Source organism: Anabaena sp. CCY 9402-a, from assembly GCF_963920945.1.
Taxonomy (GTDB): Bacteria; Cyanobacteriota; Cyanobacteriia; order Cyanobacteriales; family Nostocaceae; genus Trichormus; species Trichormus minutissimus.
On sequence record NZ_CAWUDL010000053.1, the window covers coordinates 14,316 to 37,740 of the forward strand.

19 protein-coding genes, 1 tRNA gene and 2 pseudogenes are annotated in these 23,425 nt (G+C 40.8%); 14 read left to right on the plus strand and 8 right to left on the minus strand.

Going from position 1 to position 23,425, the window contains the following annotated elements; translation table 11 throughout:
* Positions 1-9: 9 nt before the first annotated feature.
* Positions 10-1,695: an ABC1 kinase family protein gene (locus ACM0OR_RS18835; RefSeq protein ID WP_414577993.1), complete on the minus strand. Its 1,686-nt coding sequence runs from the start codon at positions 1,693-1,695 to the stop codon at positions 10-12.
* A gap of 122 nt (positions 1,696-1,817) precedes the next feature.
* On the minus strand, positions 1,818-2,144 hold the full coding sequence (locus ACM0OR_RS18840; protein ID WP_190706570.1) for a DUF6825 family protein: 327 nt from the start codon (positions 2,142-2,144) through the stop codon (positions 1,818-1,820).
* A gap of 247 nt (positions 2,145-2,391) precedes the next feature.
* Between ACM0OR_RS18840 and ACM0OR_RS18845 the strand changes: the two genes are divergently transcribed.
* The 3 genes from ACM0OR_RS18845 (at position 2,392) to ACM0OR_RS18855 (ending at position 4,104) form a co-directional block, all read left to right on the plus strand.
* Positions 2,392-2,928 carry a hypothetical protein gene (locus tag ACM0OR_RS18845; protein WP_414577995.1) on the plus strand — a complete coding sequence of 179 codons (537 nt, stop codon included), beginning with the start codon at positions 2,392-2,394 and terminating at the stop codon, positions 2,926-2,928.
* Positions 2,929-3,144: 216 nt separating this feature from the next.
* Positions 3,145-3,255, plus strand: a complete 111-nt coding sequence (locus ACM0OR_RS18850; RefSeq protein ID WP_414578018.1) for a hypothetical protein — start codon at positions 3,145-3,147, stop codon at positions 3,253-3,255.
* 147 nt (positions 3,256-3,402) lie between these two features.
* Positions 3,403-4,104, plus strand: a complete 702-nt coding sequence (locus tag ACM0OR_RS18855; RefSeq protein WP_414577996.1) for a Uma2 family endonuclease — start codon at positions 3,403-3,405, stop codon at positions 4,102-4,104.
* 82 nt (positions 4,105-4,186) lie between these two features.
* Here the strand turns inward: ACM0OR_RS18855 and ACM0OR_RS18860 are convergent, their stop codons facing one another.
* Positions 4,187-6,916: a CBS domain-containing protein gene (locus ACM0OR_RS18860; RefSeq protein ID WP_414577998.1), complete on the minus strand. Its 2,730-nt coding sequence runs from the start codon at positions 6,914-6,916 to the stop codon at positions 4,187-4,189.
* Positions 6,917-7,093: 177 nt separating this feature from the next.
* Between ACM0OR_RS18860 and psbZ the strand changes: the two genes are divergently transcribed.
* The 6 genes from psbZ (at position 7,094) to ACM0OR_RS18890 (ending at position 12,342) form a co-directional block, all read left to right on the plus strand.
* Positions 7,094-7,282, plus strand: coding sequence for a photosystem II reaction center protein PsbZ (gene psbZ, locus ACM0OR_RS18865; protein ID WP_190710358.1), 189 nt, complete (start codon positions 7,094-7,096; stop codon positions 7,280-7,282).
* A gap of 180 nt (positions 7,283-7,462) precedes the next feature.
* Positions 7,463-8,041, plus strand: coding sequence for a 6,7-dimethyl-8-ribityllumazine synthase (gene ribH / locus ACM0OR_RS18870; protein ID WP_323268356.1), 579 nt, complete (start codon positions 7,463-7,465; stop codon positions 8,039-8,041).
* 137 nt (positions 8,042-8,178) lie between these two features.
* Positions 8,179-8,250, plus strand: a tRNA-Gly gene (locus tag ACM0OR_RS18875).
* A gap of 723 nt (positions 8,251-8,973) precedes the next feature.
* Positions 8,974-9,381, plus strand: a complete 408-nt coding sequence (locus tag ACM0OR_RS18880) for a hypothetical protein (RefSeq protein ID WP_190710362.1) — start codon at positions 8,974-8,976, stop codon at positions 9,379-9,381.
* 4 nt (positions 9,382-9,385) lie between these two features.
* Positions 9,386-10,651: a glutamate-5-semialdehyde dehydrogenase gene (locus tag ACM0OR_RS18885; protein ID WP_414577999.1), complete on the plus strand. Its 1,266-nt coding sequence runs from the start codon at positions 9,386-9,388 to the stop codon at positions 10,649-10,651.
* 89 nt (positions 10,652-10,740) lie between these two features.
* Positions 10,741-12,342: a protein kinase domain-containing protein gene (locus tag ACM0OR_RS18890; RefSeq protein ID WP_414578000.1), complete on the plus strand. Its 1,602-nt coding sequence runs from the start codon at positions 10,741-10,743 to the stop codon at positions 12,340-12,342.
* 71 nt (positions 12,343-12,413) lie between these two features.
* On the opposite strand, the gene ACM0OR_RS18895 is transcribed toward ACM0OR_RS18890, so the two are convergent.
* From ACM0OR_RS18895 to ACM0OR_RS18910, 4 genes are all read right to left on the minus strand, one after another.
* Positions 12,414-12,968, minus strand: coding sequence for a Uma2 family endonuclease (locus ACM0OR_RS18895; RefSeq protein WP_414578001.1), 555 nt, complete (start codon positions 12,966-12,968; stop codon positions 12,414-12,416).
* Between the two features lie 177 nt (positions 12,969-13,145).
* Positions 13,146-14,213 carry a fatty acid desaturase gene (locus ACM0OR_RS18900; RefSeq protein ID WP_414578003.1) on the minus strand — a complete coding sequence of 356 codons (1,068 nt, stop codon included), beginning with the start codon at positions 14,211-14,213 and terminating at the stop codon, positions 13,146-13,148.
* A gap of 184 nt (positions 14,214-14,397) precedes the next feature.
* Entirely contained in the window at positions 14,398-15,468 is a 1,071-nt protein-coding gene (locus ACM0OR_RS18905; RefSeq protein ID WP_414578004.1) for a fatty acid desaturase, read from the minus strand.
* A 221-nt stretch (positions 15,469-15,689) separates the two neighbouring features.
* Positions 15,690-16,508: an acyl-CoA desaturase gene (locus ACM0OR_RS18910; protein ID WP_190705777.1), complete on the minus strand. Its 819-nt coding sequence runs from the start codon at positions 16,506-16,508 to the stop codon at positions 15,690-15,692.
* Positions 16,509-16,594: 86 nt separating this feature from the next.
* Here ACM0OR_RS18910 and ACM0OR_RS18915 point away from each other — a divergent pair, with 86 nt between their 5' ends.
* Entirely contained in the window at positions 16,595-17,824 is a 1,230-nt protein-coding gene (locus ACM0OR_RS18915) for a methionine gamma-lyase family protein (RefSeq protein ID WP_323268363.1), read from the plus strand.
* A gap of 78 nt (positions 17,825-17,902) precedes the next feature.
* A pseudogene (locus tag ACM0OR_RS18920) lies at positions 17,903-18,280 on the plus strand (GxxExxY protein).
* 39 nt (positions 18,281-18,319) lie between these two features.
* Here ACM0OR_RS18920 and ACM0OR_RS18925 read toward each other — a convergent pair.
* Positions 18,320-19,519, minus strand: a complete 1,200-nt coding sequence (locus ACM0OR_RS18925; RefSeq protein WP_414578006.1) for a Coenzyme F420 hydrogenase/dehydrogenase, beta subunit C-terminal domain — start codon at positions 19,517-19,519, stop codon at positions 18,320-18,322.
* Between the two features lie 874 nt (positions 19,520-20,393).
* On the opposite strand from ACM0OR_RS18925, the gene ACM0OR_RS18930 reads away from it, so the two are divergent.
* The 3 genes and pseudogenes from ACM0OR_RS18930 (at position 20,394) to ACM0OR_RS18940 (ending at position 23,414) form a co-directional block, all read left to right on the plus strand.
* Positions 20,394-21,839, plus strand: a complete 1,446-nt coding sequence (locus ACM0OR_RS18930) for a glycoside hydrolase 100 family protein (RefSeq protein WP_414578007.1) — start codon at positions 20,394-20,396, stop codon at positions 21,837-21,839.
* Between the two features lie 164 nt (positions 21,840-22,003).
* A pseudogene (locus tag ACM0OR_RS18935) lies at positions 22,004-22,292 on the plus strand (transposase); the annotation flags it as partial.
* A gap of 522 nt (positions 22,293-22,814) precedes the next feature.
* Positions 22,815-23,414: a peptidoglycan-binding domain-containing protein gene (locus ACM0OR_RS18940; protein WP_414578008.1), complete on the plus strand. Its 600-nt coding sequence runs from the start codon at positions 22,815-22,817 to the stop codon at positions 23,412-23,414.
* The last annotated feature ends 11 nt before the right edge of the window (positions 23,415-23,425 follow it).

Genomic DNA, 23,425 nt, shown 5'->3' on the forward strand with positions numbered 1-23,425 from the left:
GTGCAACAATTAATACATACGGTCATAACGTTCGAGGCGGAGAAGCAGTCGAATCAGTATTACTGAGACTGCTGCGGCAATTAAACCAGCCAGCAGTGCTAACCATAGATAATGATTAACTAATAAAATTGTGGCTGAAAGGGTAAATCCACTGATTATCACAGCATAGCTCATGCCTATCTGAATATTACTCTGTCGCCGTAAAAGCCGCTCTGTTTCTATAGAGCGCACTCGCACGCGCATATCTCCCCGCTCTAGTTTTTCTAATGTATCTTCTAATCTACGTGGTAATCCGAAAGCGGTGGTACTGACTTGTACGGCTTGGCGACTTAATTCATTGAGGAAGCTATTGCTATCTGCACCATTCATATTGGTCATAAGCTGCATTGCGTATGGTTGGGCAACTTCCATAAAGTTAAACTCTGGATCTAAGCCTTTACCCACGCCTTCGAGGGTGGAAAAAGCCCGCATCACAAAAGTAAAAGTTGCGGGGAATCTAAATGGCTGATTATAAGCTATTTCGTATAAATCATCACTGATCGCAGCCACAGATTGGGCTTCAAAGGGCTTATCCATGAAATTGTCCAGCATATACTGGACAGAACGCCGCACTGGCCCCATGTCATCTACGGGAGCGATCGCACCTAAATCTATGAGAGACTGGACTACGCGAGTGCCATCTTTTTGGGCAACGCCAAACAGTGTCTGCATCAATCCTTCCCGGACATTCGATTTAATCCGCCCCATCATGCCAAAGTCATAGAAAATCAATGAGCCATCAGCACTAACCGCTATATTACCTGGATGGGGATCAGCATGGAAAAAGCCATCATTGAGCAATTGAATTAAGTATGCTTGCGCTCCTTGACGAGCAACTGCCTTGCGGTCTATACCTGCGGCTTCCAACGCCTCATATTGACTAATTTTAATCCCCGGCAAATATTCCAAAGTCAGCACCTGTGGCGAGGCGTAACGCCAATACACTTTCGGGACTTGCACCCAATCGTAACCGCGAAAGTTACGGCGAAAAGCATCAGCGTTCCTACCTTCATTGAGATAATCAATTTCTTCCCACAGAATGCGGCAGCACTCTTCGTAAATACCCATCCAATCTCGCCCCTTGCCCCATTTAGGATGGTTTTGAAAATAGCGAGCAATTCCTTTAAGAATTTGTAAGTCTATCTCAAATAACTTTTTTAATCCGGGACGCTGCGCCTTGACTACAACGGATTCCCCGCTATGCAGTACAGCTTTGTGGACTTGACCCAAGCTAGCAGCTGCCAAAGGAATTGGTTCAAAACTTTGAAAGAGTTCGGGAATTTTTTTACCTAATTCTTTCTCAACAATCTTTTCTACTTGCTCATAGCTAAAAGCAGGTACTTTGTCTTGAAGCTTTGCCAACTCTTCTACATATTCACTAGGAAATATATCCGCGCGGGTAGAAAATAACTGCCCGACTTTGATAAAGGTTGGCCCCAAGTCTAGCAGGGTATTGCGAATCCAGACAGCTTGAGCTTTTCGCCTTGCCGCCTGTTTCGCTTCAGTGACACCGCCAGGATAACTCCAAGATTTGTTATACCGCCAAAGTTTGAACATTAAGGTCAAGACAAAAGACCAAATGTCCACGAAGCGTCGCTTACTGGAGTAGTTTTCCCGATTCCAACGGTATGCCCTATCTGAATAACTAGTTTCCATATCTACAATTTACCGTTGGGTTTTCACTGAATAACCTGGAAGAAAAGACACTCTGATCCTTAAACTATTTTTCACAAAACGCCATTTGTCAATAATTCTTGACTAATGACGAATGAACACATTTATACAGAACTGCTGCGATAACGTTGTAATTCATTTCGCAATAGGGCAATTTCTGCACGTAGTTCATCAATGGTGGCTTGCAAGTCAACCCCATCAGCACCAGGTTGGCTACTACCTGTAGTAGTTTGACCGGCTTGGGCCGCAGTCGCTGCACGGTTTGCCCGTTCTATGACTTCTTCTGTAAATTGGCGTAGTTGCTCTCTAGCCTCAGCATCAAATTTACCTATTTCGCTCAAAGCATCGGTCAAAACGACCTCTAAACGTTCATTCGCTACTTCAGCCAAGGCTCTGCCTACAAAAAAGGCTTGTAAAAGGGGGTTACTCATAAATTTTTGTTACGTTCGTCCGCAAGAAGATTATAACTTGCCCGTATGCTTTACGGCTTCTGCTGTGAAGTGAGAGATTTAGTGTTATTTACGGCTCACGTTGTTTAGGGTTATCTGAATCCATCACTAATTGTATTTGATGTTAAAAAATGAAATCTTGATCTATGAAGTGCATAAATGACTTATTTAAAATCTATAAGTCAATAGATACGGAAGTCCAAGTTGTAAATAATTAGTGATTATTAACGTGAACACATTCAGAAAGACAAGAATCAGAATTGCTACGGTCATTACTATACTAGGTGCATCGATAGCCTGTGGTATCAGTTCCGTCCTTGCTCAAGAAGGATTAGTTCCGCTAGAACTGTACTGGAGTTCTCAACGTGGAGACAACTTCACAACAGGAACATCAGTAGGTGGAAATTCTGCTATTGAAGCAGGATACAAATATGTGCGTGTTGAAGGATGTGCATTGTCTAATCAGCAACGTGGAACAGTGCCTTTGAAATTATATTGGAGTTCTCAGCGTGGGGACAACTTTACCACAGGGACACGTGAGGGCGAAACATCAGCTCTTGAGGCTGGTTATTCGTTTGCGCGAGTAGAAGGTTATGTTTTTAGCAAACAAAGACCTGGGACAGTGCCATTAAAGCTATATTGGAGTCCTCAACGTGAGGACAACTTCACCACAGCTACTAGACAAGGTGAACAGGACGCTAGAGCCGCAGGCTATTATTTTGCTAGGGTTGAAGGCTATGTTTATCCTGCTAATAAATGTCAGTAAGAAGATGTTTCCTCAGTATTGTGAGTAGCAAAAAAACCTGAATGGTATTGGGTTAAGAGGAAAGCTAGCTTGGGTTTCGCTATCGCGAAACCCAACAAAGTCTTGAGAAAATTAGGCTACTTTCCGATAAGGCTGCGCCTACGTTCCTTAACTGAATGGTATTGAGTTAGAAGCGATCGCCCATCAGCCTATCACATCATTAGCTAATATCTTTTAATTGCTAAAAAAATAGGATTAATTAGTAATGTGAAATCAGTGATGGATGATTTAATTACTCAAACAACTTTTAGCGTTGGTGAGCAACTCTATGAGAGTATTCTGAAATAAGCTAATGAATGATGTCTAAATCAGTAATGTATGTTTTATTAAGCGACAGCACAACCAAGCAACAACTTTAATAATGTTGTGTTTCTTTAGTTGACTACTCAACACTGCTAAAATAAACACAGAAATAATTGATGCCGGATTGATTCTATGACCATTGCCCAAGAATTAGAATCTCAAGCAGACATCTCGAAAGATGTGATATTTCCTCCTGGTGATTTATATAGTGATGAGCCTCCCTTGGAAACAGAACTACATCTACGACAAATAATCTTACTTTTGCAATGCCTAGAATGGCTGTGGCGAGATAGAAATGATTTTTATGCGGCGGGAAATTTGACTATATACTACAGTCCGCGTCAACTCAAATCAGAATATTTCCGGGGTCCAGACTTTTTTGTAGTGCTAGGAACGGAACGAAAAACTCGCAAAAGTTGGGTAGTGTGGGAAGAAAATGGCAAATATCCTAATGTAATTCTAGAAATTCTCTCGGATTCAACAGCGAAGATAGATAAAGGTTTAAAAAAAGAGATTTATCAAGATACTTTTCGTACACCGGATTATTTTTGGTTCGATCCTTACACGCAAGAATTTGCAGGATTTCATTTAGTAGATGGAGAATATCAACCTCTACAAGCAAATGAACAAGGTCATTTGTGGAGTCATCAGCTAGGGTTATCTTTGGGTGTTTATCAAGGACTATTGCGGTTTTTTACACGAGATGAACAACTAGTCCCAACACCTGAAGAAACGGCGGAACAGGCACAACAACAAGCAGAACAAGCACAACTGCAAGTAGCACGTTTGGCAGCGAAGCTGCGGGAGTTAAATATCGATCCAGATACAATTTAGAAGATTGTATTTGCCTGTTTTGATCGTTGATTTCTCACGAAGGTAAAAATAGGCGATCGCCTCGACTATCAACAATCATCAATTACACAGGATAATGTTTAGCTAAAAAATCTTCTGCTTCTTCTTGATTGTGAACCACTCCATCCAAAGTTGCTGCCAGTATATCATCGAGCATTTGGCGAAACTGTGGACTAGGTTTGTATCCTAATTTCTTTAAGTCATTACCATTTAACATTGGTTGGATATGAGATAAAACTGTCAAGTAATGCCATATCTGCCGCCTAATTATTCTTGAACTAGATATGGCAATCAAAATTAACATTTCCACATCATACTTGCGTAACACTTGCACTATTTGACTAGGTTGTTTAGATATCACTAAAAAATCTGTAACGTCAGATTTGGCAGCAGCTAATTTATGCGATCGCTCAATGCTATCTTCTGGTAGTTGCAGATTTTTCGCTACTTTGTGGCGATATTGTGGTGCTAGGTGGGCAATTAACACTTCTAGGCGCATTTGCCAAAGAATTAATTTTTTTTGAGCATCAAATCTTCGCCAACAGCGTTCTAATAAACGTAATTGTCGTAAAAGTTCAGGATCTAATTTGAGGGTGGGATGGATGCACTGTAATGCGCCTAAGTCGTCAAGTAGCTTTAAAGCCAATTCCCAGTAAGGGGCTTCGAGGATATGTTTCAGTTCGGCTTTGAGTCGGGTTTGGAGGGCTGGGGTTTTGGTGTTAGTTTGGGCAGTGCGGTCATATACACCACTATTAATGGCGTAGCGAATATATTCTTCTGTGCGTGATTCAATATCAAATCCAAAACGCACAGCAAACCTGACACCGCGATAAATGCGGGTGGGGTCTTCAATAAAGCTGTTGGCGTGTAAAACTCGAATTTGTTTGGCTTGTAAATCTAGTAATCCACCGAAGAAATCAAGTAATTTCCCAGCATGAGGGGGAGTTAATCTTAAAGCCAGGGCGTTGACAGTAAAGTCACGGCGGTATAAATCTTGACGAATTGAACTCGCTTCAACTTCGGGATTCGCGGCTGGGTAAGGATAAAATTCTGTTCTAGCGGTAGCAATATCCACCCATAAAGAATCTAGTTCGGGGTCTTTGTGCCATAACAAAGCCGCAGTTTGAAAAGCCCCGTGAATCTCTAACCGGGCGGCGGGATAAATTTCTTGGAGTGCTTTGGCTAGTTCCACCCCTGCACCTACATCTGCGGCTTGATGAAAACCATCAACTACTAGGTCAATATCTGTAATCATCAGAGTTCCAGATGCGGCTTCAGCCAATAGTAAGTCCCGCACTGCACCACCGACTAAATAAAGATGCCAACCCCGTTGTTCTGCGGCTTGGGAGGCGGTGGTGAGTAATTGCCAAAGTTGGGGAGTTAAGCGATCGCCAAAGGCGGGGAGTAGCCCATCGCGTAATTGTTCTAGACTAGGAAGCTGAACACTATGTTCTGATCTCCTCTGTCCTTCCCCTCTACTCTGTCCCTGGGCTTGATGCAGTTCTCTGAGAACATCAGTACGAGTAACAATCCCAACTAATTGCCCATTTTCTAATACTGGCAAGCGACCAATATCATACGTCACCATTAACGATTCAATTTGTGGCAGTGTCGTATCTGGGGTAATAGTTTTTAAACTAATGGTCATGTAGCCCTTAACTGGCGCATGACTAAATCCGTGATGAAAGGCAATATCTAAATCCCGTCGGGAAATAATTCCTACTAATTGCCCTTGGCTATCAACCACAGATAACCCAGAGTGTCCGTAGCGTAATAAAATGCGCTGTGCTTCGCCAATTGTCGTTTCTGGGCGAATGGTGCGGACTGGGGAGGACATTAAATCTCTGGCGGTGGGAGGATGAGGAATCGAGGTTTTTATCCCGTTGAGGATTTGTTGCAGGATATTTTGGGCATCTACACCGCGTAAATTCAGAGATGATGCTTGGGAATGACCGCCGCCGCCGAAGGTTTGAAATAATTGGTCAAGATGAACACCGGGAATTTGCGATCGCCCAATCATCGTCAACCGGGATTCATCTTTACTCAAAGGGTCCTCACCAGCTAATAGCAGAGCGTCGATTTCTGTCAACTCCATCAGTTGTGACGCTAAACTAGATAACCCTGGCACAAAGCCATCTGTCTTTAAAGTTACCCAAGCAATAGTATATCCTCGGAAACAAAGATATTCTAATTGTTCTAAAGCTTCCTTGAGTAAGCGTTGTAATTGAGGAGATAAACCCGGCTCACGGTAATTAGAAATTACTGCTAGACTAGCTCCTTGCTGCATCAACCAAGCCAACGCCAGAGCATCCCGTGGTGTAGACTGGTCATAGGTTAGAGAACCAGTATCTACATGAATCCCTAAAGCCATCGCTGTAGCTTGGGCTGGAGTTAAAGAGATTTGCTGTTGTTGTAATTGCTCCACAATTAAAGTTGTGGTAGCACCCACTGGGGCAATATGAGATTGAGTAGCCGGAATATCTGATACTTGACCGAGGTGGTGATCATAGACAGTAATATTGTCAAGTTGCGGTAAATCTAACCACTCAGCCGCCTTACCCAAGCGATCGCGCTGTTGGGTATCGACTACAGTTAAAGAGCGAATTTTCTCTGGATTTACCGAACGCCTTTCAATCAGCGCATACTCATCTCGATGCAGTGCCAAAAAATCTCGTACAGGTGGATGTGCGCCGCCCGTCAACACAATTTTACTACCCGGTAATAGGCAAGTTAGCCCTACTGCTGCGCCCAAGGCATCAAAATCGGCTGTAGTGTGACAAAGAATTAAGTCCATATTTAAGGGTCATTAGTCATTGGTATTTAGACAAAGAACTAATGCGACTAATAACTAATGACTATAGTGACGCAATTTCTGCTAGCTTACAAATAAGGAGAAGTGTCAGTGTCGCCCTTTAGGATATTCTATTTTTAGTATTTCCTTAAGTATTTTGCTGTCTTGGGAGAAGTAAAAATGACCATAATATTCCAATTTGCTTTAGTAGCTCTGGTTCTGATGTCTTTTGTATTAGTTGTAGGCGTACCTGTAGCCTATGCTACCCCCCAAAGTTGGGTTGAATCTAAAAAGTTACTCTGGCTTGGTTCTGGGGTTTGGATCGCTTTAGTGCTTCTAGTTGGGCTATTAAACTTTTTTGTAGTCTAAGCCAGCACTGCACCATAGTACAGATAAATAGCAACAAGACGAAGGGGGCAGGAGAGCTACCAAACAAGGTGAAAGAGCAAAGTTTATTTGTTCTCTGCACCTAATTGTGCTTTCCTGCTCTTCTACATTTAAAGAAGAAATGTATATTGACAAAAGTATAGTTAATGATAAGAGGCAGTCATGGCAGTTTTTGAGGGAACTTTCACCCAAACAGAACCTTTGCGTTTAGCAGTGGTGATTGGTCGATTCAATGACCTTGTAACCACAAAACTGGTAGCAGGATGTCAAGATTGCTTAAAACGCCACGGTGTCGATCCTAATCCTGAAGGCGATCAGGTGGATTATGTGTGGGTTCCTGGCAGTTTTGAAGTGCCGCTTGTGGCGCGTCAATTAGCCCTTTCTCACCGTTATGATGCAGTAATTTGTCTGGGTGCAGTCATTCGTGGGCAAACACCCCATTTTGACTATGTATCCTCAGAAGTAGCTAAGGGAATTGCAGCCGCTAGCTTTCAGACTGGAGTACCAGTAATTTTTGGCATCTTGACAGTAGACACCATGCAGCAAGCCCTAGAAAGGGCAGGTATTAAGGCTAATCATGGCTGGGATTATGCTATGAACGCTCTCGAAATGGCCAGCCTCATGCGGCAGTTACGTTCTAATTTGAAAGATGCCTACGCTCACAATCCCCAATCCTTACCAGCATCTATTTCTGGTCACAACATCGGCAACTTCACCACTGAGTCAGAAGAAGTAGGCTGACAAAAGACAGGCAGGGGAGGCAGGGGAAGAAAAACTTTCCTGTCACCTGTCCCCTGTCCCCACTCAGCACTCAAAAATTAGACTTTAAAATAGTTGACAAATCAAAATATATCTGTCATATTAATAAAGTAAGTTTTGCGGGTATAGCTCAGTGGTAGAGCGTCACCTTGCCAAGGTGAATGTCGCGCGTTCGAATCGCGTTACCCGCTTTTAAGGCAACAAGATCATAGTTAATGTTGAGTTTAGATGGCAAAAAGCTTTATTCTTTGAGCCACAACACATCAAACCAAGGTATGTACTAGACTGGAATCAAGCTGATCGAAGAGCTACCCTCACAGGTAGAAAGTTGCACTCTATCTATTTTCAGTGAATTTGACAAAAAAGCTTTGAGGCAACTAATGAAGAGTGCTGAGTAAGGTCAAGGAAGCTGAAGAGTGTTTCAAAAGTTCCCACTTGATAAAGGCACTATTCCTAATTCGATTCGAGTAGAAATCAACGCGACTTCAGTTGAAACTCAGCCAGAGCTACTGAGAATACAGCTAAATGTTGAATAAATAGTTATAGTTTATTCTTGGGTGCAGCTTTAGTAAATGGGTTGTCTTAAGAGTGTTCGCCACGTAAGCTAAAAAAAAGTACCAAACACGCCACTACCATCGATGTTTAACAATACAGATGCAGCAATTCTTCCCCAAGATGACTACCCCAGCAAAAAAGCAACCTGAGTTAGTCATAGTGCCATGATACAGCGAACCTTGCTATTTTTATAAAACTTTAATAAAGAGAGAACTCCAAGTTTTTCAAAAGTTGTACAAGTATGCTCAAGTTATTAAGCTGTTACACATTTAATTTTTGAATTTGCATACACTGTATAGCCAGGATGCTGATAGATACTGGGTTTTTGAATTTTGAATTTTGAATTGCTTAGAAAGCTTGTGCAATCCCAAAAACCACAAAAAATCGACTTTAACACAGAATACCCCTGTCCCTGTCGCCGCAAGGGAAGGTTAATTCCGATTACACTCACAGAAGCATTTGGTTGCGATCGCTGTCAACAAATCTTTGTTGTCGAAGATAATGGCCATGTACTAGAACAGCTTTCTACCACCTACCCCTACAAGCGTGCTTGGCAGTGGACAGGGAATAGTTGGCGAGTTGTTCACCCCAAATTAGGAGAAAGTTATTTACCTATAGCATTTGGGATTATTTTCGTGCTAGTGATTATATGGCTACCATTAGCACTGCAATTGGCCAATCGTTCTAGCATGATTGCATGGGCTATGGTGGCAGTATTGTTGGCAATTTTGCCAGCACTCATGGTCTGGCTTACTTACAGACGATAATTCAATGACCGTTGTAGCTGTGGACGAATTCCCCGAACCCATAAACAGCGCGAAACGCGCTTATCAAGCTTCCCTAAAGTTAAGCACTACCAAGGGAACAGACCGCAGTCGCGCTGTATTGGCAATGGCACAGGCGATAGAAAACTCATTCGACGACATTTTAGAAGCCAACACGTTGGATTTAGAAGCTAGTCGGGAAATGGCAGTGCCAGAATTGATTTTAGATTGGCTGAAACTAACTCCCACAAGATTAGAGACAACAGTAGAAATTCTCCAACGGTTGGGAGAGCTATCAGACCCGTTACGGCGGGTGAGAAACGCCGACTATCAACCGGAAGACTCTCAAAGTTACTCCCAGTTAATGCCTTTGGGAGTCATAGGATTTATTTATGAAGCATTTCCCGATTTAGGCGCGATCGCGGCAGCTTTGTGTATTAAAACTGGTAATAGTATCATCCTCAAAGGCAGTACCGAAGCTAGTCACTCTAATGCTGCTATTTCGGAAGTGTTACAACACGCACTTGCAGAAGTTGGTTTACCAGCAGGTTGTATAGAACTAATTACAACAGAACACGGGGCTTCAATTCGTGATTTAGTCACCCAAGACCAATATGTAAATTTAGCCATTCCTTACGGACGTTCTAGCTTGGTACAGCAAGTCATGCGGCAAGCCACCTGTCCAGTATTAAAGTCAGCAATGGGTAACTGTTATCTTTACTGGTCGCTGAATGGCAATCTAGAGATGGTGCGTTGGATGATTATTGATAGCCATGAGAGCGAACCAGACCCCGTTAATGCCATTGAAAAAGTGCTGATTCATCGCCAAGCCATGCCGTCATCCTTGGCGGTGCTGTGGAATAGTTTGAGAGAAAAAGGCTTTGAACTCAAAGGCGACGCAGAACTAGTAGAAGCCTTCCCGCAGTTGCAGCTAGCGAAAGACAATGAATGGGGATACGCCTATTTAACCAAGACAGTAGCATTTAAATTGGTGGATAGTCTAGAGGGAGCGATCGCTTGGATTAATCAATACAGTAGCGGTCATGCTGACTCGATTGCCACTGAATCCTATCAAGAAAGTCGCCAGTTTGCCCTAGGGGTTAACAGTGCGGCCACATACATTAACACTTCACCGCGTTTCTCTCGTAATCCTTCACGGGGAGACTCAGTATTTCTAGGTATGTCTAACCAAAAAGGCCACCGTCGGGGATTCATTAGTTTAGAAACCCTGACTACTGCTAAACATATAATTCAGGGGAATGGACGGTTTTAGGATAGCAGGCGATCGCTCTTTCATTTAGGTATTTAAAGCTACAAAAAGTAAGAGTAAGATAGTGGAGACATCTGTTACTAGCAAAAATTATGAGCCTGTGCATCAATCCCCACTGTGCGAAGCCCCAAAATTCTGACAATATCTTGTTTTGTCAAGCCTGTGGTTCAGAATTGCTTTTACAAGGACGATATCGAGTGATTCGTCAGTTGGGGGAAGGAGGGTTTGGTAAAACTTTTGAAGCCAGCCAAAATAACACCCTCAAAGTATTAAAAGTGTTGACGTTAGATGATTCTAAGGCAGTATCGCTTTTTCAACAAGAAGCACGAGTATTAAGTCAGCTAAATCATCCAGGAATACCGAAAGCCGAAGAATATTTCAGCTTTTCACCCAGAAATAGCCAATCACTACTGCATTGTTTGGTGATGGAGAAAATCGAGGGATTAGATTTGCACCAGTATATGGAACAAAAAGAGAAACGCCCCATTGATGAAAAATTAGCAATATTATGGCTAACCCAACTAACAAAGATTTTGCACGAGGTACATCAGCAAAACTTTTTCCACCGAGATATCAAGCCATCAAACATTATGCTTAAGGCTGATGGGAATTTGGTATTGATTGATTTTGGTACAGCAAGGGAAATAACACGCACTTATTATCAAAAAGCAGCAGGACAGAATATAACAGGAATTATTTCACTTGGCTATACACCTTTAGAACAAGCAAACGGTAAGGCTGTAACACAATCAGATTTTTTTGCGCTAGGTCGTACATTTGTTTATTTGCTTACAGGTAAAACACCTGATGAATTTTCTGAAGATTCTCAAACAGGTAAGTTAATCTGGCGGGACAGTGCTTTCCAAGTATCCAAGTCATTAGCTGGGTTAATTGATTATCTAATCGAACCTTTTTCTGGAAAGCGTCCACAAAATGCTGAAATGATTTTGAAATGTATATCTGATATTAATAATTCCGCACATCCATCTTTCACATCTGCTTCAGCCGTACCATCTACTATAGTAAAAACACCTCAAAATTATACACATCATCAAATTATTTCAAACTCTCAACTGCAATCATCACAACCTAAAAATAATAAATCTTCTAATCATATAGCTGAGTTTATAGGAACAGCTATTGGTCTGATTATATTAATTTTAGTTAAATTTGGATCTAGGGGACTGTTTAAACCTTTCCAATCTAACCCAAGTCAGCCAGTAGCAAGATCAACACAAACTGAGATACAAGAAAATAATCCTGAATTAATAAATTCTGAAGATACTAGCCAAGTGCCTTCTGTTTCAAATAAAAGTAGTTTACCAGGAGTACAATCAGTTTTAAATTCAGTACATGGAGAAAAAGTATCTTTTGCTGATAATTGGGTATATATCACAACAGGTGGTTCTGATAATCAATACTATATTGATGTTAATTCAATCGTACAAGAAGACAAAATTTTTACTTATAATAAACTAGCAATATTTCAGTATCCAAATAAAGATGGAATCAAAGCAATGATTATGGGTAGTAGTATTAATTGTAACACTAATATTCTGTATGAATTTGATAGATTAGAAATTGACTCCCAAGGTGTAGTACAAAGAAAAGTTAATTTAAAAGAGCCTGGAGTGTCAATAGTAAAATCAAATACAGCAGGTTATTCATATTGGGAATACTTTTGTAAAAAATAAAATTCAATTTTTGATTGTATAGGCATGATTATCATATTCCAGTATATTTTTTCTAATACACACACTTAAAATTACTCAAATACAGGTGGCCATAGTTCAGAAATCGCAATTTCCCAACCAGGAAATAACTCATTAATAGTTAACTTATCCTCATTAGTTAAAACTTTCATATCACCATTAGGACAATATACACTCACAGTTAATTCATCTGGATTAATTAATAATCCTACCCTTGCACCTAAATCTAAAAATAATGTGACTTTCTGTTCTAACTTAGAAACTCTATCTGTTTTTGATTTAATTTCTACAACTAAATCAGGTACTAACTGAGCAAAATCTCTGACAGTTCGTTTTAATCTTTCGGCCGCTACAAAAGAAATATCAGGAGCGCGTAAATCAGTGTTTGGCATAATAAACCCACCATTTGAGTCAAATATTCGCCCAAGTTTATGAGGTTTTATCCAATTCCCTAATACCCTGATTAACTCAGCCCCAATTTCGCTAGACTCAATATCTGATGGCCCCATGACTAGAATATTTCCCTCTTGCAGTTCTATTTGATAGTCCTGCTGTTCTTCTTGTAGCTTTTGTTGTAGTCTTTCTACATCTTCAATAGTGAGAGTCATACAACTTTTTAGATAAATTTAACTTTACAGTTATGTTAACCTAAGTTCTCGACAGGGAATAAGCTGACAAGCTGCAAATTGTATTGTGAGTCAAAAAAAAGTTCGCATAGCCGGACTTCCAGAAGTAAAGCTGTGCGAACTTTTGTATAGTTTCAGATTTCTAATCTGAAGAGAAATTTATTTAGGGTTGGATGTATAGTAAACCTTCCCGCCTGTATCTGGTACAAAATGACAGCTAACGGAAGAACGCCACAAAGACTGCCAAATTGGTTCTTCAGACTTGCGATAATACTCACCCATAATCGGTTTAATCGCTTCAGTCGCTTTCAATAAGTTGTAGTGTGGCATATTCAAGAAGATGTGGTGTGCCACATGAGTACCGATATCGTGGTGAATGTGGTTGAATAAACCATAATTGCGGTCAATGCTGGAAATCGCACCTTTAAGAAAAGTCCAATCATCGCCACGATACCAAGGAATATCAGCCTCGGTGTGATGCAGAAATGTCACCAAGTCTAACCAAATTACAAACACAATGTAGGGTGCAGCATAATATTTTAGCAACCACATCCAACCCCATTGATAGGTAAGGAAGCCTAATAAGCCTGCCATCCCAATCCAGAGTACGGTGCTAGTAATAACATCCCATTTTTCTGAGGGCTTGAAAAGTGAGCTACTAGGCACAAAGTGAGAGCCTTCTTTATTAGGAGAACGCTTAAATATATAGATTGGATAAGCCAATAAAAATACATAATATCGACCTATTTTTTGCAATAACGGCATTTCCTTATACTGCGATTCTGTCACAGGATACCAGCTTTCATCATTATCGATATTGCCAGTATTTTTATGATGGGTTCTGTGACTAATACGCCAACCATGATAAGGAACTAAGATTGGTGTATGAGACAAATGACCAATCAAATCATTCAACCATTTATGCTTAGAAAAAGATTGGTGTCCGCAGTCATGTCCTACTACAAACAAAGCCCAAAACATTGTTCCTTGCATTAGCCAAAATATAGGCCAGAAAAACCAAGAATCTAGGTAATTAGCTACTGCATAAAGTACACCAATAATCAGAATGTCACGGAAGAAGTAAAACAGTGATTTACTGACATTGGGTTGAAAGCATTCTGCAGGAATGGCAGCTTTCAAATCCTGAAGAGTAAAAGGAAGTGAAGTTGTATCCTGAGAGGGTTCACTGAGATGCGAATTATCGAAGTTAATGCTCGTTGATTGCACTGGATTCTTGGTTTTTTATGTAAAGCGGATAATGTTTGAGGCTAGATTCAAATTCACCTCGTGTTGTTTGCATTCAAATTGCAAACAACAAATAATTCTGGCAATTTATTTAGCAATAACTAAGATAGAAAATTGCCAGAATATCTATTAGTTTTCGGAATAATCAGCACTCTATAAACTAGAGTTATCTATTAACAGAATGTTTATTTTCTGCGTAGTATTCATCAAAAGTTTGATAACCAACATCGGTTACATACAATTGACACTGATTAGTAATTTGCTTCATTAACGGCCAAGAAAACTTCAATTCATCATGTAAATAAGAACCCCAGTTTTCTTTGATGCTGCTGTAAGCTAGACGCAAATTATAAGAAGGAATTGCCGTAGAAATGTGATGCGGAACGTGGACGTTAATATCATGGCAGAAGAATTCTACCCAACGAGGATAATCACAATGAATAGTACCAAATAATTGTGCGATCGCCTCGTTCCACTTATGCGCCGCCTTAAAAGGTACATCAGCATAAGTGTGGTGAACAATGGTGAAGGTACTCATCCAAAAATGATAAACCAACCAAGGCACAAACCAGAATTTGACGAATCCCCAAATACCAGTGGTAGCTATGAGAACTGGGAAAAAAGCTGCTGCAAATATGACAACTACCGCAACGGATAGTTTAACATCTGCTCGCTCTTGAGCTTTGAATTTCCGCCAGTCAAAATGTACAACAGCCCAATGTCCAATTGAACCTACCCACCAAAAGCGTCTACGCATAAAAAACTCAAAGGCAGATTGGCGAGTTTCATCCCAACTGTTAAAAACCTCTGGTCTGATGGGATGCCAAGCATTATCTTCATCTAACTTGTTGGTGTGTTTGTGATGATGATTATGTTTAATCCGCCAACTATGAAAGGGATATATTAACGGCATCAAGAATATATGTCCCACCAAATCATTTACCCAACGACGTTTGGCAAATGAACGATGTCCACAATCATGACTGATAACAAAAAAACCTGTTAAAGCAGTTCCTGTAAAAATCCAAGCAATTGGTAACAGAAACCAGGGAGAAATTGTCAAACTGTAATAACCTAAACCCACCAGCAAAACATTGATGATTACTTGAGTCCAAGCTTTACGACGACTTAACTGAAAACATTCCTTTGGCAAAGTTTTGATAATATCTTTCAGCCTTAGTTCGGAACTACCAAGGTTATTACTAATTTCTTCTGTCTTGATGATTGATGTAGTCATGAAAACCTGAAAAACGAACAAAATCATCCGTCAAGTTACATCCTAGTAACTTGCCGCAAAGTTTCTTTACATTGGTCGTTATGGATTATAGCAATCTAAGTTACACAAACACAGATGTAATTAGATTTTGCATACTATTTCCGAATCGACTAGAATATTTGCCAAAAAAAATCTTTAGTCATTAGTTGTTGGTGAAAAACTAATGACTAATCATAAATTACTTATTGTTTTTTGTCTGCAACTTTTACGTTAGTAGCTAGACCAAGCACTTGCAAAAATTGAACTGTCATCCAAGTTAAGTCAATTTCCCACCATTCCAAACCGTGACGAGCCGAATATTGGAAAGCGTGGTGGTTATTGTGCCAACCTTCGCCAAATACTAGGACAGCTACCCACCAGCAATTGGTAGAGTTATCACCAGCGTCATGGCTGCGATAGCCAAATTTATGGGTAGCACTATTCACCAACCAGGTGCAGTGATAAACCCAAACAATGCGAGCGAAAACTCCCCAGACTACGAAAGACCAGCCGCCCAAATAGAGGAGCAATAAACCCAGAGCAATCTGCACAAAAATAAAATATTTCTGTAAAAACTGATAAACTGGGTCTTCGGCAATATCTTTGGTAAACCGAGGAACATCAGCGTGAGAAGGAGAATGATAAATCAGCCAACCCATATGACTCCACCAAAAACCTTTATTGGAATCATGTGGATCGGGTTCGGTATCGGAATGTAAATGATGAATGCGGTGTGTACCGATCCACTCAATTGGCCCTCCTTGACAAGCGAGAGTTCCGCAAAATACCAAGAAATACTCTAGCCACTTGGGAGTCTGGAAGCTGCGGTGGGTGACAAGGCGGTGAAAGCCTAGGGTAATGCCCAAGCCACCTGTTACCCAGTAAAGGAATAAACCTACACCAACTGCTGCCCAGCTAAAGTTACCAGGAACAAAGGCAAACAACGCGCCGATGTGTAGACCAAGAAAAAACAGGGTGTTAACCCAATTGATTTGAGGTTTTGTTGAAGTAGCAATTGTCATGCAGTAACCTGTATTGAAATTGTTCAGCCTAATCTGCGCGAACCCAAAATCCGCATATTTATAGTTTTTTTGTTAACGAGGAAGTAATGAACAGCTTGGAACAGCTGCGGCAAGCAGAACAGGCACTGTTAGAGATTTTTTCTGGAATTGACGCTCAGGTCAAGCATAATCTAAAAAGAGTGCTGGATGCCTTTCGTAATCACCGTGTAGGAGCGCACCATTTTGCAGGTGTAAGTGGCTATGGCCACGATGATTTGGGACGAGAAACTTTAGACAAAGTTTTTGCGGAAGTAATGGGTGCTGAGGCTGCGGCTGTGCGAGTGCAGTTTGTTTCGGGGACTCACGCGATCGCTTGCGCCCTATTTGGTGTACTCCGTCCTGGGGATGAAATGCTAGCAGTGGTCGGTTCTCCCTACGATACGCTCGAAGAAGTCATTGGTTTGCGGGGTCAAGGCCAAGGCTCTCTTATTGAGTTTGGCATAAAATATCGCCAATTGGAGTTAACTTCCCAAGGAACTATAGACTGGGAAGCTTTAAGCACTAACATTACTGATAACACGCGTTTAGTGTTAATTCAGCGTTCTTGTGGTTATTCTTGGCGACCAAGCTTATTAATTAGTGATATAGAGAAAATAGTACATCTAGTTAAACAACAAAATCCTCACACCGTTTGCTTTGTCGATAACTGTTATGGGGAATTTATCGACATCCAAGAACCCACCCACGTCGGGGCTGATTTAATGGCGGGGTCATTAATCAAAAATCCTGGTGGTACTATCGTCACGGCTGGGGGTTATGTCGCTGGTCGGGCTGATTTAGTAGAAGCATCTGCCTGTCGGCTGACTGCACCTGGGATTGGTAGTTATGGGGGGGCGACCTTTGACCAAAATCGGCTGTTGTTTCAAGGGTTATTTTTATCGCCACAGATGGTAGGGGAGGCGATGAAAGGGACTTATCTCACTGGTTATGTATTTGACAAGCTGGGTTATCCAGTCCATCCCGCACCCCTTGCGCCCCGTGGGGATGTGATTCAGGCAATTAAATTGGGTTCGGCGAAAAAGCTGATTGCCTTCTGTAAGGCGATACAACAGAATTCTCCTATTGGTTCTTATCTAGACCCTATTCCTGATGCTATGCCGGGGTATGAGAGCCAGGTAGTGATGGCTGGGGGGACGTTTATTGAGGGGAGTACGTTGGAGTTTTCGGCGGATGGGCCTTTGCGTGAGCCTTATGTAGTGTATTGCCAAGGGGGGACTCATTGGACTCATGTGGCGATCGCTCTTGAGGCGGCGATTGAGGCTGTGGGGAAGGTTTAGGATTGTTACACAGGCTACATGAGTTATGATTGTCTCACGCAGAGGCGCAAAGACGCAGAAAGTGAGGTGCAAAGAGGAATGATTGAGAATGAGATTTCGGGTATGGTAGTGGATGCTGCTTATAAGGTTCACACGACTTTGGGGCCTGGTTTGCTGGAGTCGGTTTATGAGTCGGTTATGGATTTTGAGTTGCGGAGACGGAAGTTAACGGTTAATAGACAGGTAGTGATTCCAGTATTTTATGAAGGTGTGCGTTTGGATGAAGGCTTTCGTGCTGATTTAATAGTCGCAGATCAGGTGATTGTCGAATTAAAATCAGTAGAAGCAGTTCATCCAGTACACAAAAAGCAATTACTAACCTATCTACGCCTTGCTGATAAATGAGTTGGATTACTCATCAACTTCAACGTTACACTCATCAAAGACGGGATCTCCCGCGTAGTGAATAACCTCTAAAAACTCTCTGCGCCTCTGCGCCTCTGCGCCTCTGCGTGATCAATCCGGTAACTTATACTGCCCAACGATCCGCTTGGCAAACTCCGGCACATGATCTTCCAACTTCTCAGGATAATTCCGCTTCACAAACAAATAATTCCGTGTAAAGTGCGAATCCATCGAGAACCGGGCATACTCCAAACCTTTGGGGCCGATTTTATCAATCACCACACCCATCAGTTTTGCTACCCACATCGGTAACGTTACACCTTTGTCATAGGCAGGAATCCCCTGCTGTACAGCCTCTTTCCGATTCCCTTCAGACATCACAGGCTGAGTGTCTAACTGGTCTTGCACTAAGTCCAGCATTTCTTTCCCTGTATCATTCCTTACTAAAATCCACTGCCAGCCGAAGGGTGCGCCCATATAACCCACAACTAAATCCGCTAGGGAGTTGACGTAATCAAAGCAACTCATGCAGGAGGGAGCAAAGATATCTTTGAGTTGGTTAGTCTTTAAGCCAAAGAAGGGGACTTTCTCAATTGAGCCATCTTCATGCTTAAAGTGGATGCGGAAGTCTTGCATGAATTCGTAATGTACTACTGTCTCAGGCGATCGGCTGGTGGTTTCTAAGAATTTTTGCAGTCCAGCGCGGGTAACGTTATCTACGCAAGGTGTACCTAGGACATATAGCTTTTCTAGTCCTAATTTTTTTTCTACAGCACGTAAGGCTTGAATTTGGCAACCAACACCAATTACTAACAGTCGCTTCATCCCTGATTGTTCTACCTGTTCCAATATGGAAAGGTTGGGAGAAAGCGTAGGTTTATTTACCCGCGCCGCTAGGATTTCTTCTGGTGTGCGGGCAATTACGGGTATGGGTTGAAAGCGGTCTTCTTTGGTGTTCTGCACACAGACAACGCCTTCCACTAAGCCACGATTCAGCATTTCAATAGCTATGCTGCTAACAATACCTGTCCATTGTGCGCCTTCGATGGGCTGCTGTTTCCGCGCCGCTATCATGTCTTGATGCACACCAAAGTAGAGTTCATCGGGGTTATCGAGATTTCGAGAACGGGTGTGTGTTTGTTCTTCTAGGGTGTCTATCTGTTGGTTGATAAACGCACAGGCTTCCTTGACATAGTGGATATAGTATGTGTCGCACAGTCCGCACTCGCTGCATAGTTCTTTCGCAGGGCGACGGCTGGTAGGTTTTAGGGCTTTGGCTTTTCTATGCTGGTTAGATTCAACAGAAGTCATATAAATGTTTGTTTTATCAAGGCATCGCTTTTATTACAATACCTTCAGTCGTTATAAACTTGGCGGTGGAGATTGAAAAAGCAATGCTAGGAAGACTTTTTATCTGAAATTATTAATTTTCCCGGTATGCTGACTTATGGAGAGAGTAGAGAATAATTTATAAATCGGAGTTAAAGTTTTAGCTTGGTGTGTGCTAGCAGATAAGCTGAAATATGGTGATGTTACAGACGCGATCGCAAACAACTCTCTCCTGTTCTATAACCCCATGATTGCTTGATGGTTGATGATTTATTTGTGATATCAGTCCAGTAATCACACTAGTTTATATTTCTGTAGTGTAAGATATATAATCCTTTAAAGGTATTGACAAACTTCAACTTTGTAATTATTCGTATTGCAAATTTTTAAAAAAAGTTATAAATTATTAATTTGTAGGGGAAAAATAATCTTGATCACTAGATCCTAATTAAGTAAAGATAACTAGAAGTCATTGAGACTTCACTTCATCTAAACCTTAAACAGTTTGAGAGATATGTTTTTGTTTGGTAAAGGCAAGCTCTGCTCACACAAAAGAGCTATGGATAAGCTAAAAATATATCTTATCTGACTGTCTTTATTAATCTTTTTATTACTTGGGTATGGAATCACAGCTAGCTGTAGATTACCACAAGAATAACTGATTATAAAGTGAATTAATTGTTCATTACGCATTATACAAAATAGTAACAGCTTGAGATAATCAGTTTGGGCTGTTGATGTTGGAGAATTTTTGCTAGGGCAAAAATTCTCTCTGTTATGCTGAACAAGAGTACAAATTATCGCGAAGAAAGCGCATCTACCAAAAATTTATACCCACAATGGAGTTAGTCTGGCGATGCAGAAAATCAACGAATTACTAACAGATGAAAATATAGAAGCATCTGCTTGGGAAGCACTAGAAAAATCAATTTTATATTATAAAGGTCGCCCTGTGGGGACAGTAGCAGCCTATGATGTTTCTGTAGAGGCGTTGAATTACGACCAATGTTTTATTCGGGATTTTGTTTCGTCAGCTTTGCTTTTTCTGATCAAAGGTAGAACAGAGATTGTCCGCAACTTTTTAGAAGAAACTTTAAAGTTACAACCTAAAGAAAGACAGTTAGATGCTTATAAGCCAGGTAGGGGTTTGATACCAGCGAGTTTTAAAGTAGTATCAGAGCATGGTGAAGAGTATTTAGAAGCAGATTTTGGTGAACACGCGATCGCTAGAGTCACACCAGTAGATTCTTGTTTATGGTGGATCATTCTATTGCACTCTTATGTAGTAGCAACAAAAGATTTTTCTTTAGCCTATAAACCTGAATTCCAAACAGGTATTAGGTTAATCATGGAAATCTGTCTGGCTAATCGCTTTGATATGTATCCTACGCTGTTAGTTCCCGATGGTGCTTGCATGATTGACCGCCGCATGGGTATCTATGGACACCCTCTAGAACTGCAAGTCCTATTTTATTCGGCGTTGCGTGCGGCACGGGAGATGCTAATTTGTAAAGGTAATCAAGATGTTGTAGAAGCAATTGATAATCGTTTACCGCTTTTGTGCGCCCATATTCGTCAGCATTATTGGATTGATCTCAATCGTCTCAATGCTATTTATCGCTTCAAAAGTGAAGAATACGGTAAAACAGCAGTCAATCTTTTTAACATCTATGTAGACTCTATTCCCTATTATGAATTAGATAAATGGCTACCAAAAAAAGGTGGTTATTTAGCAGGTAATGTTGGCCCATCACAGTTAGATACTCGGTTCTTTTCACTGGGTAACTTGATGGCGATTATTTCAGACCTAGCTACAGAAGAACAAGCTCAAGCAATCATGAATCTTGTAGAAGAAAGATGGGAAGATTTAGTGGGAGATATGCCCATGAAAATCTGCTATCCAGCTTTAGAGAATGAAGAGTACAGAATTGTCACAGGATGCGACCCTAAGAATATACCTTGGTCATATCATAATGCAGGTAGTTGGCCTGTTTTGATGTGGATGTTAACAGCAGCATCTATAAAAACTAATAAACCTTATTTGGCAACTAAGGCGATTGAAATTGCCCAAACACGATTGTTTGAAGATGAGTGGCCAGAATATTATGATGGGAAGAAAGGACGATTGATTGGAAAGCAATCTAGAAAATATCAAACCTGGACAATTGCTGGTTTCTTATTAGCAAAAGAACTAATTAAAGACCAATCTTATTTATCGTTAGTCAGTTTTGATAAATTGCCATCAGAATTAGTTTCGCGCGCCTGTGAATTTGAAATCAGCAGTGTAGAACCATATCGATAATAGTAATAGTGTCTTTTGGTTTATCAATCTAAATCATTCCTGAAAGCCAATAACCCCGACTTCTTGAAGGATACAGCTGGCGAATAGGGGGACAGACCCCCTAATAAGCCAATAAGCAGTAAGTAAGAAGAGACTTCACTGGTTGTATCTTCTGATATTGGAATATGACACTGCATCCTTTAAATCAATGGGAAATACCAGAACAAACAGCAAAAATAGCGCGTGCGTCATTCCCAAAAGGAAATATGTACATGAAAATGTACGACGAGTTGAGAGTGCTATACGCGGATAGAGAGTTTACCAGCCTATTCCCAGCGAGGTGCGGACAAACAGCAATCTCTCCAGGGAAACTGGCACTAATCACAGTCATGCAATGTGCCTTTATGATTAACAGATAGACAAGCAGCAGATGCAGTACGTAGTCGAATTGATTGGAAATATGCACTTGGTTTATAGCTAACAGATTCAGGATTTGACTGTAGTGTGTTGAACGAGTTTCGTAGTAACTGTTTATTTTTAGTAGTAATTTTGACATTTTTGGCAATTATTCAAACTAATTATTACCACACTGATCCCATAAGTAATTTATAACTCTCAAATCAAAAAAATACACATATGGATATACCGCTTAAGGTGGAATAATTTCTTTGATATCTAGAGTTTATTATTCTTGTTAAGTTTATTAGGACATTAATCAGAGAATTCTACATTTAGGCAATTTGGCAGTTGATTAACTGATTAATTGCTGTCATTTGTAGTATCAAAAAATCACTCAAAGCAATTTAAACTCTGCTACATCAAAAGAATCTAGAACTCAAAAGCCCGAAGGGAAAGATGTTTTGAATCCTGACTCATTGATTTTTAATTTTCTACAGTTGCTCAAAATTTAACTCATTAGATTTAAGTAAGCACTATTCCGGAATTAATGAATTTTTTCTGTCAAAGGAAATATGGGTGATAGTGACATCAATTACCATGAATGATATTGTCCTGCTGATGACGGGTGTATTAGCAATCAAGCCAACCCCTCCGTCGATTGTACCCAAGCAGCCTGTAATTCAGCTTGACAATGGCGTGAAAAAAACAACCTCTGTTGAGCCATATCAGTTAGTGTCATCTGCAAAAATCACGCCACCTGAATTCGTGCCACCAAGTGAAAGTTCCTCAAATATTAAATTAGCTTTCAATCCTGGAAATCAACAATCTCCGATTAAAAAAACAGATTTAATCAAGGATGCTTATAGTGTAGATGAGTTCCGAAATTTTCAGGCTGTGAGGGTAAAAGTTCCGCGTCAACCACGTATTATAGCCCAACAAATTCGTAATGAAATTATTATTGCTAGACGCTCTCAAAGGTCTATCAGAAATGTACCAAATCTACGTTTTGGTAATTCAGGTAGTGCAGTGAGAGTCTTGCAAAGATTATTAGTTGCTAATGGCTATACTCTTCCCGTTGATGGAGTTTATGGGGCTTTAACAGAAAGTGCAGTTAAAGCCTTTCAAGTACAGCGTAATCTCCGAGTAGATGGCGTAGTCGGGCCAAATACTTGGAGGTCGTTGACGGTATATCAATAATAATTCGTAAT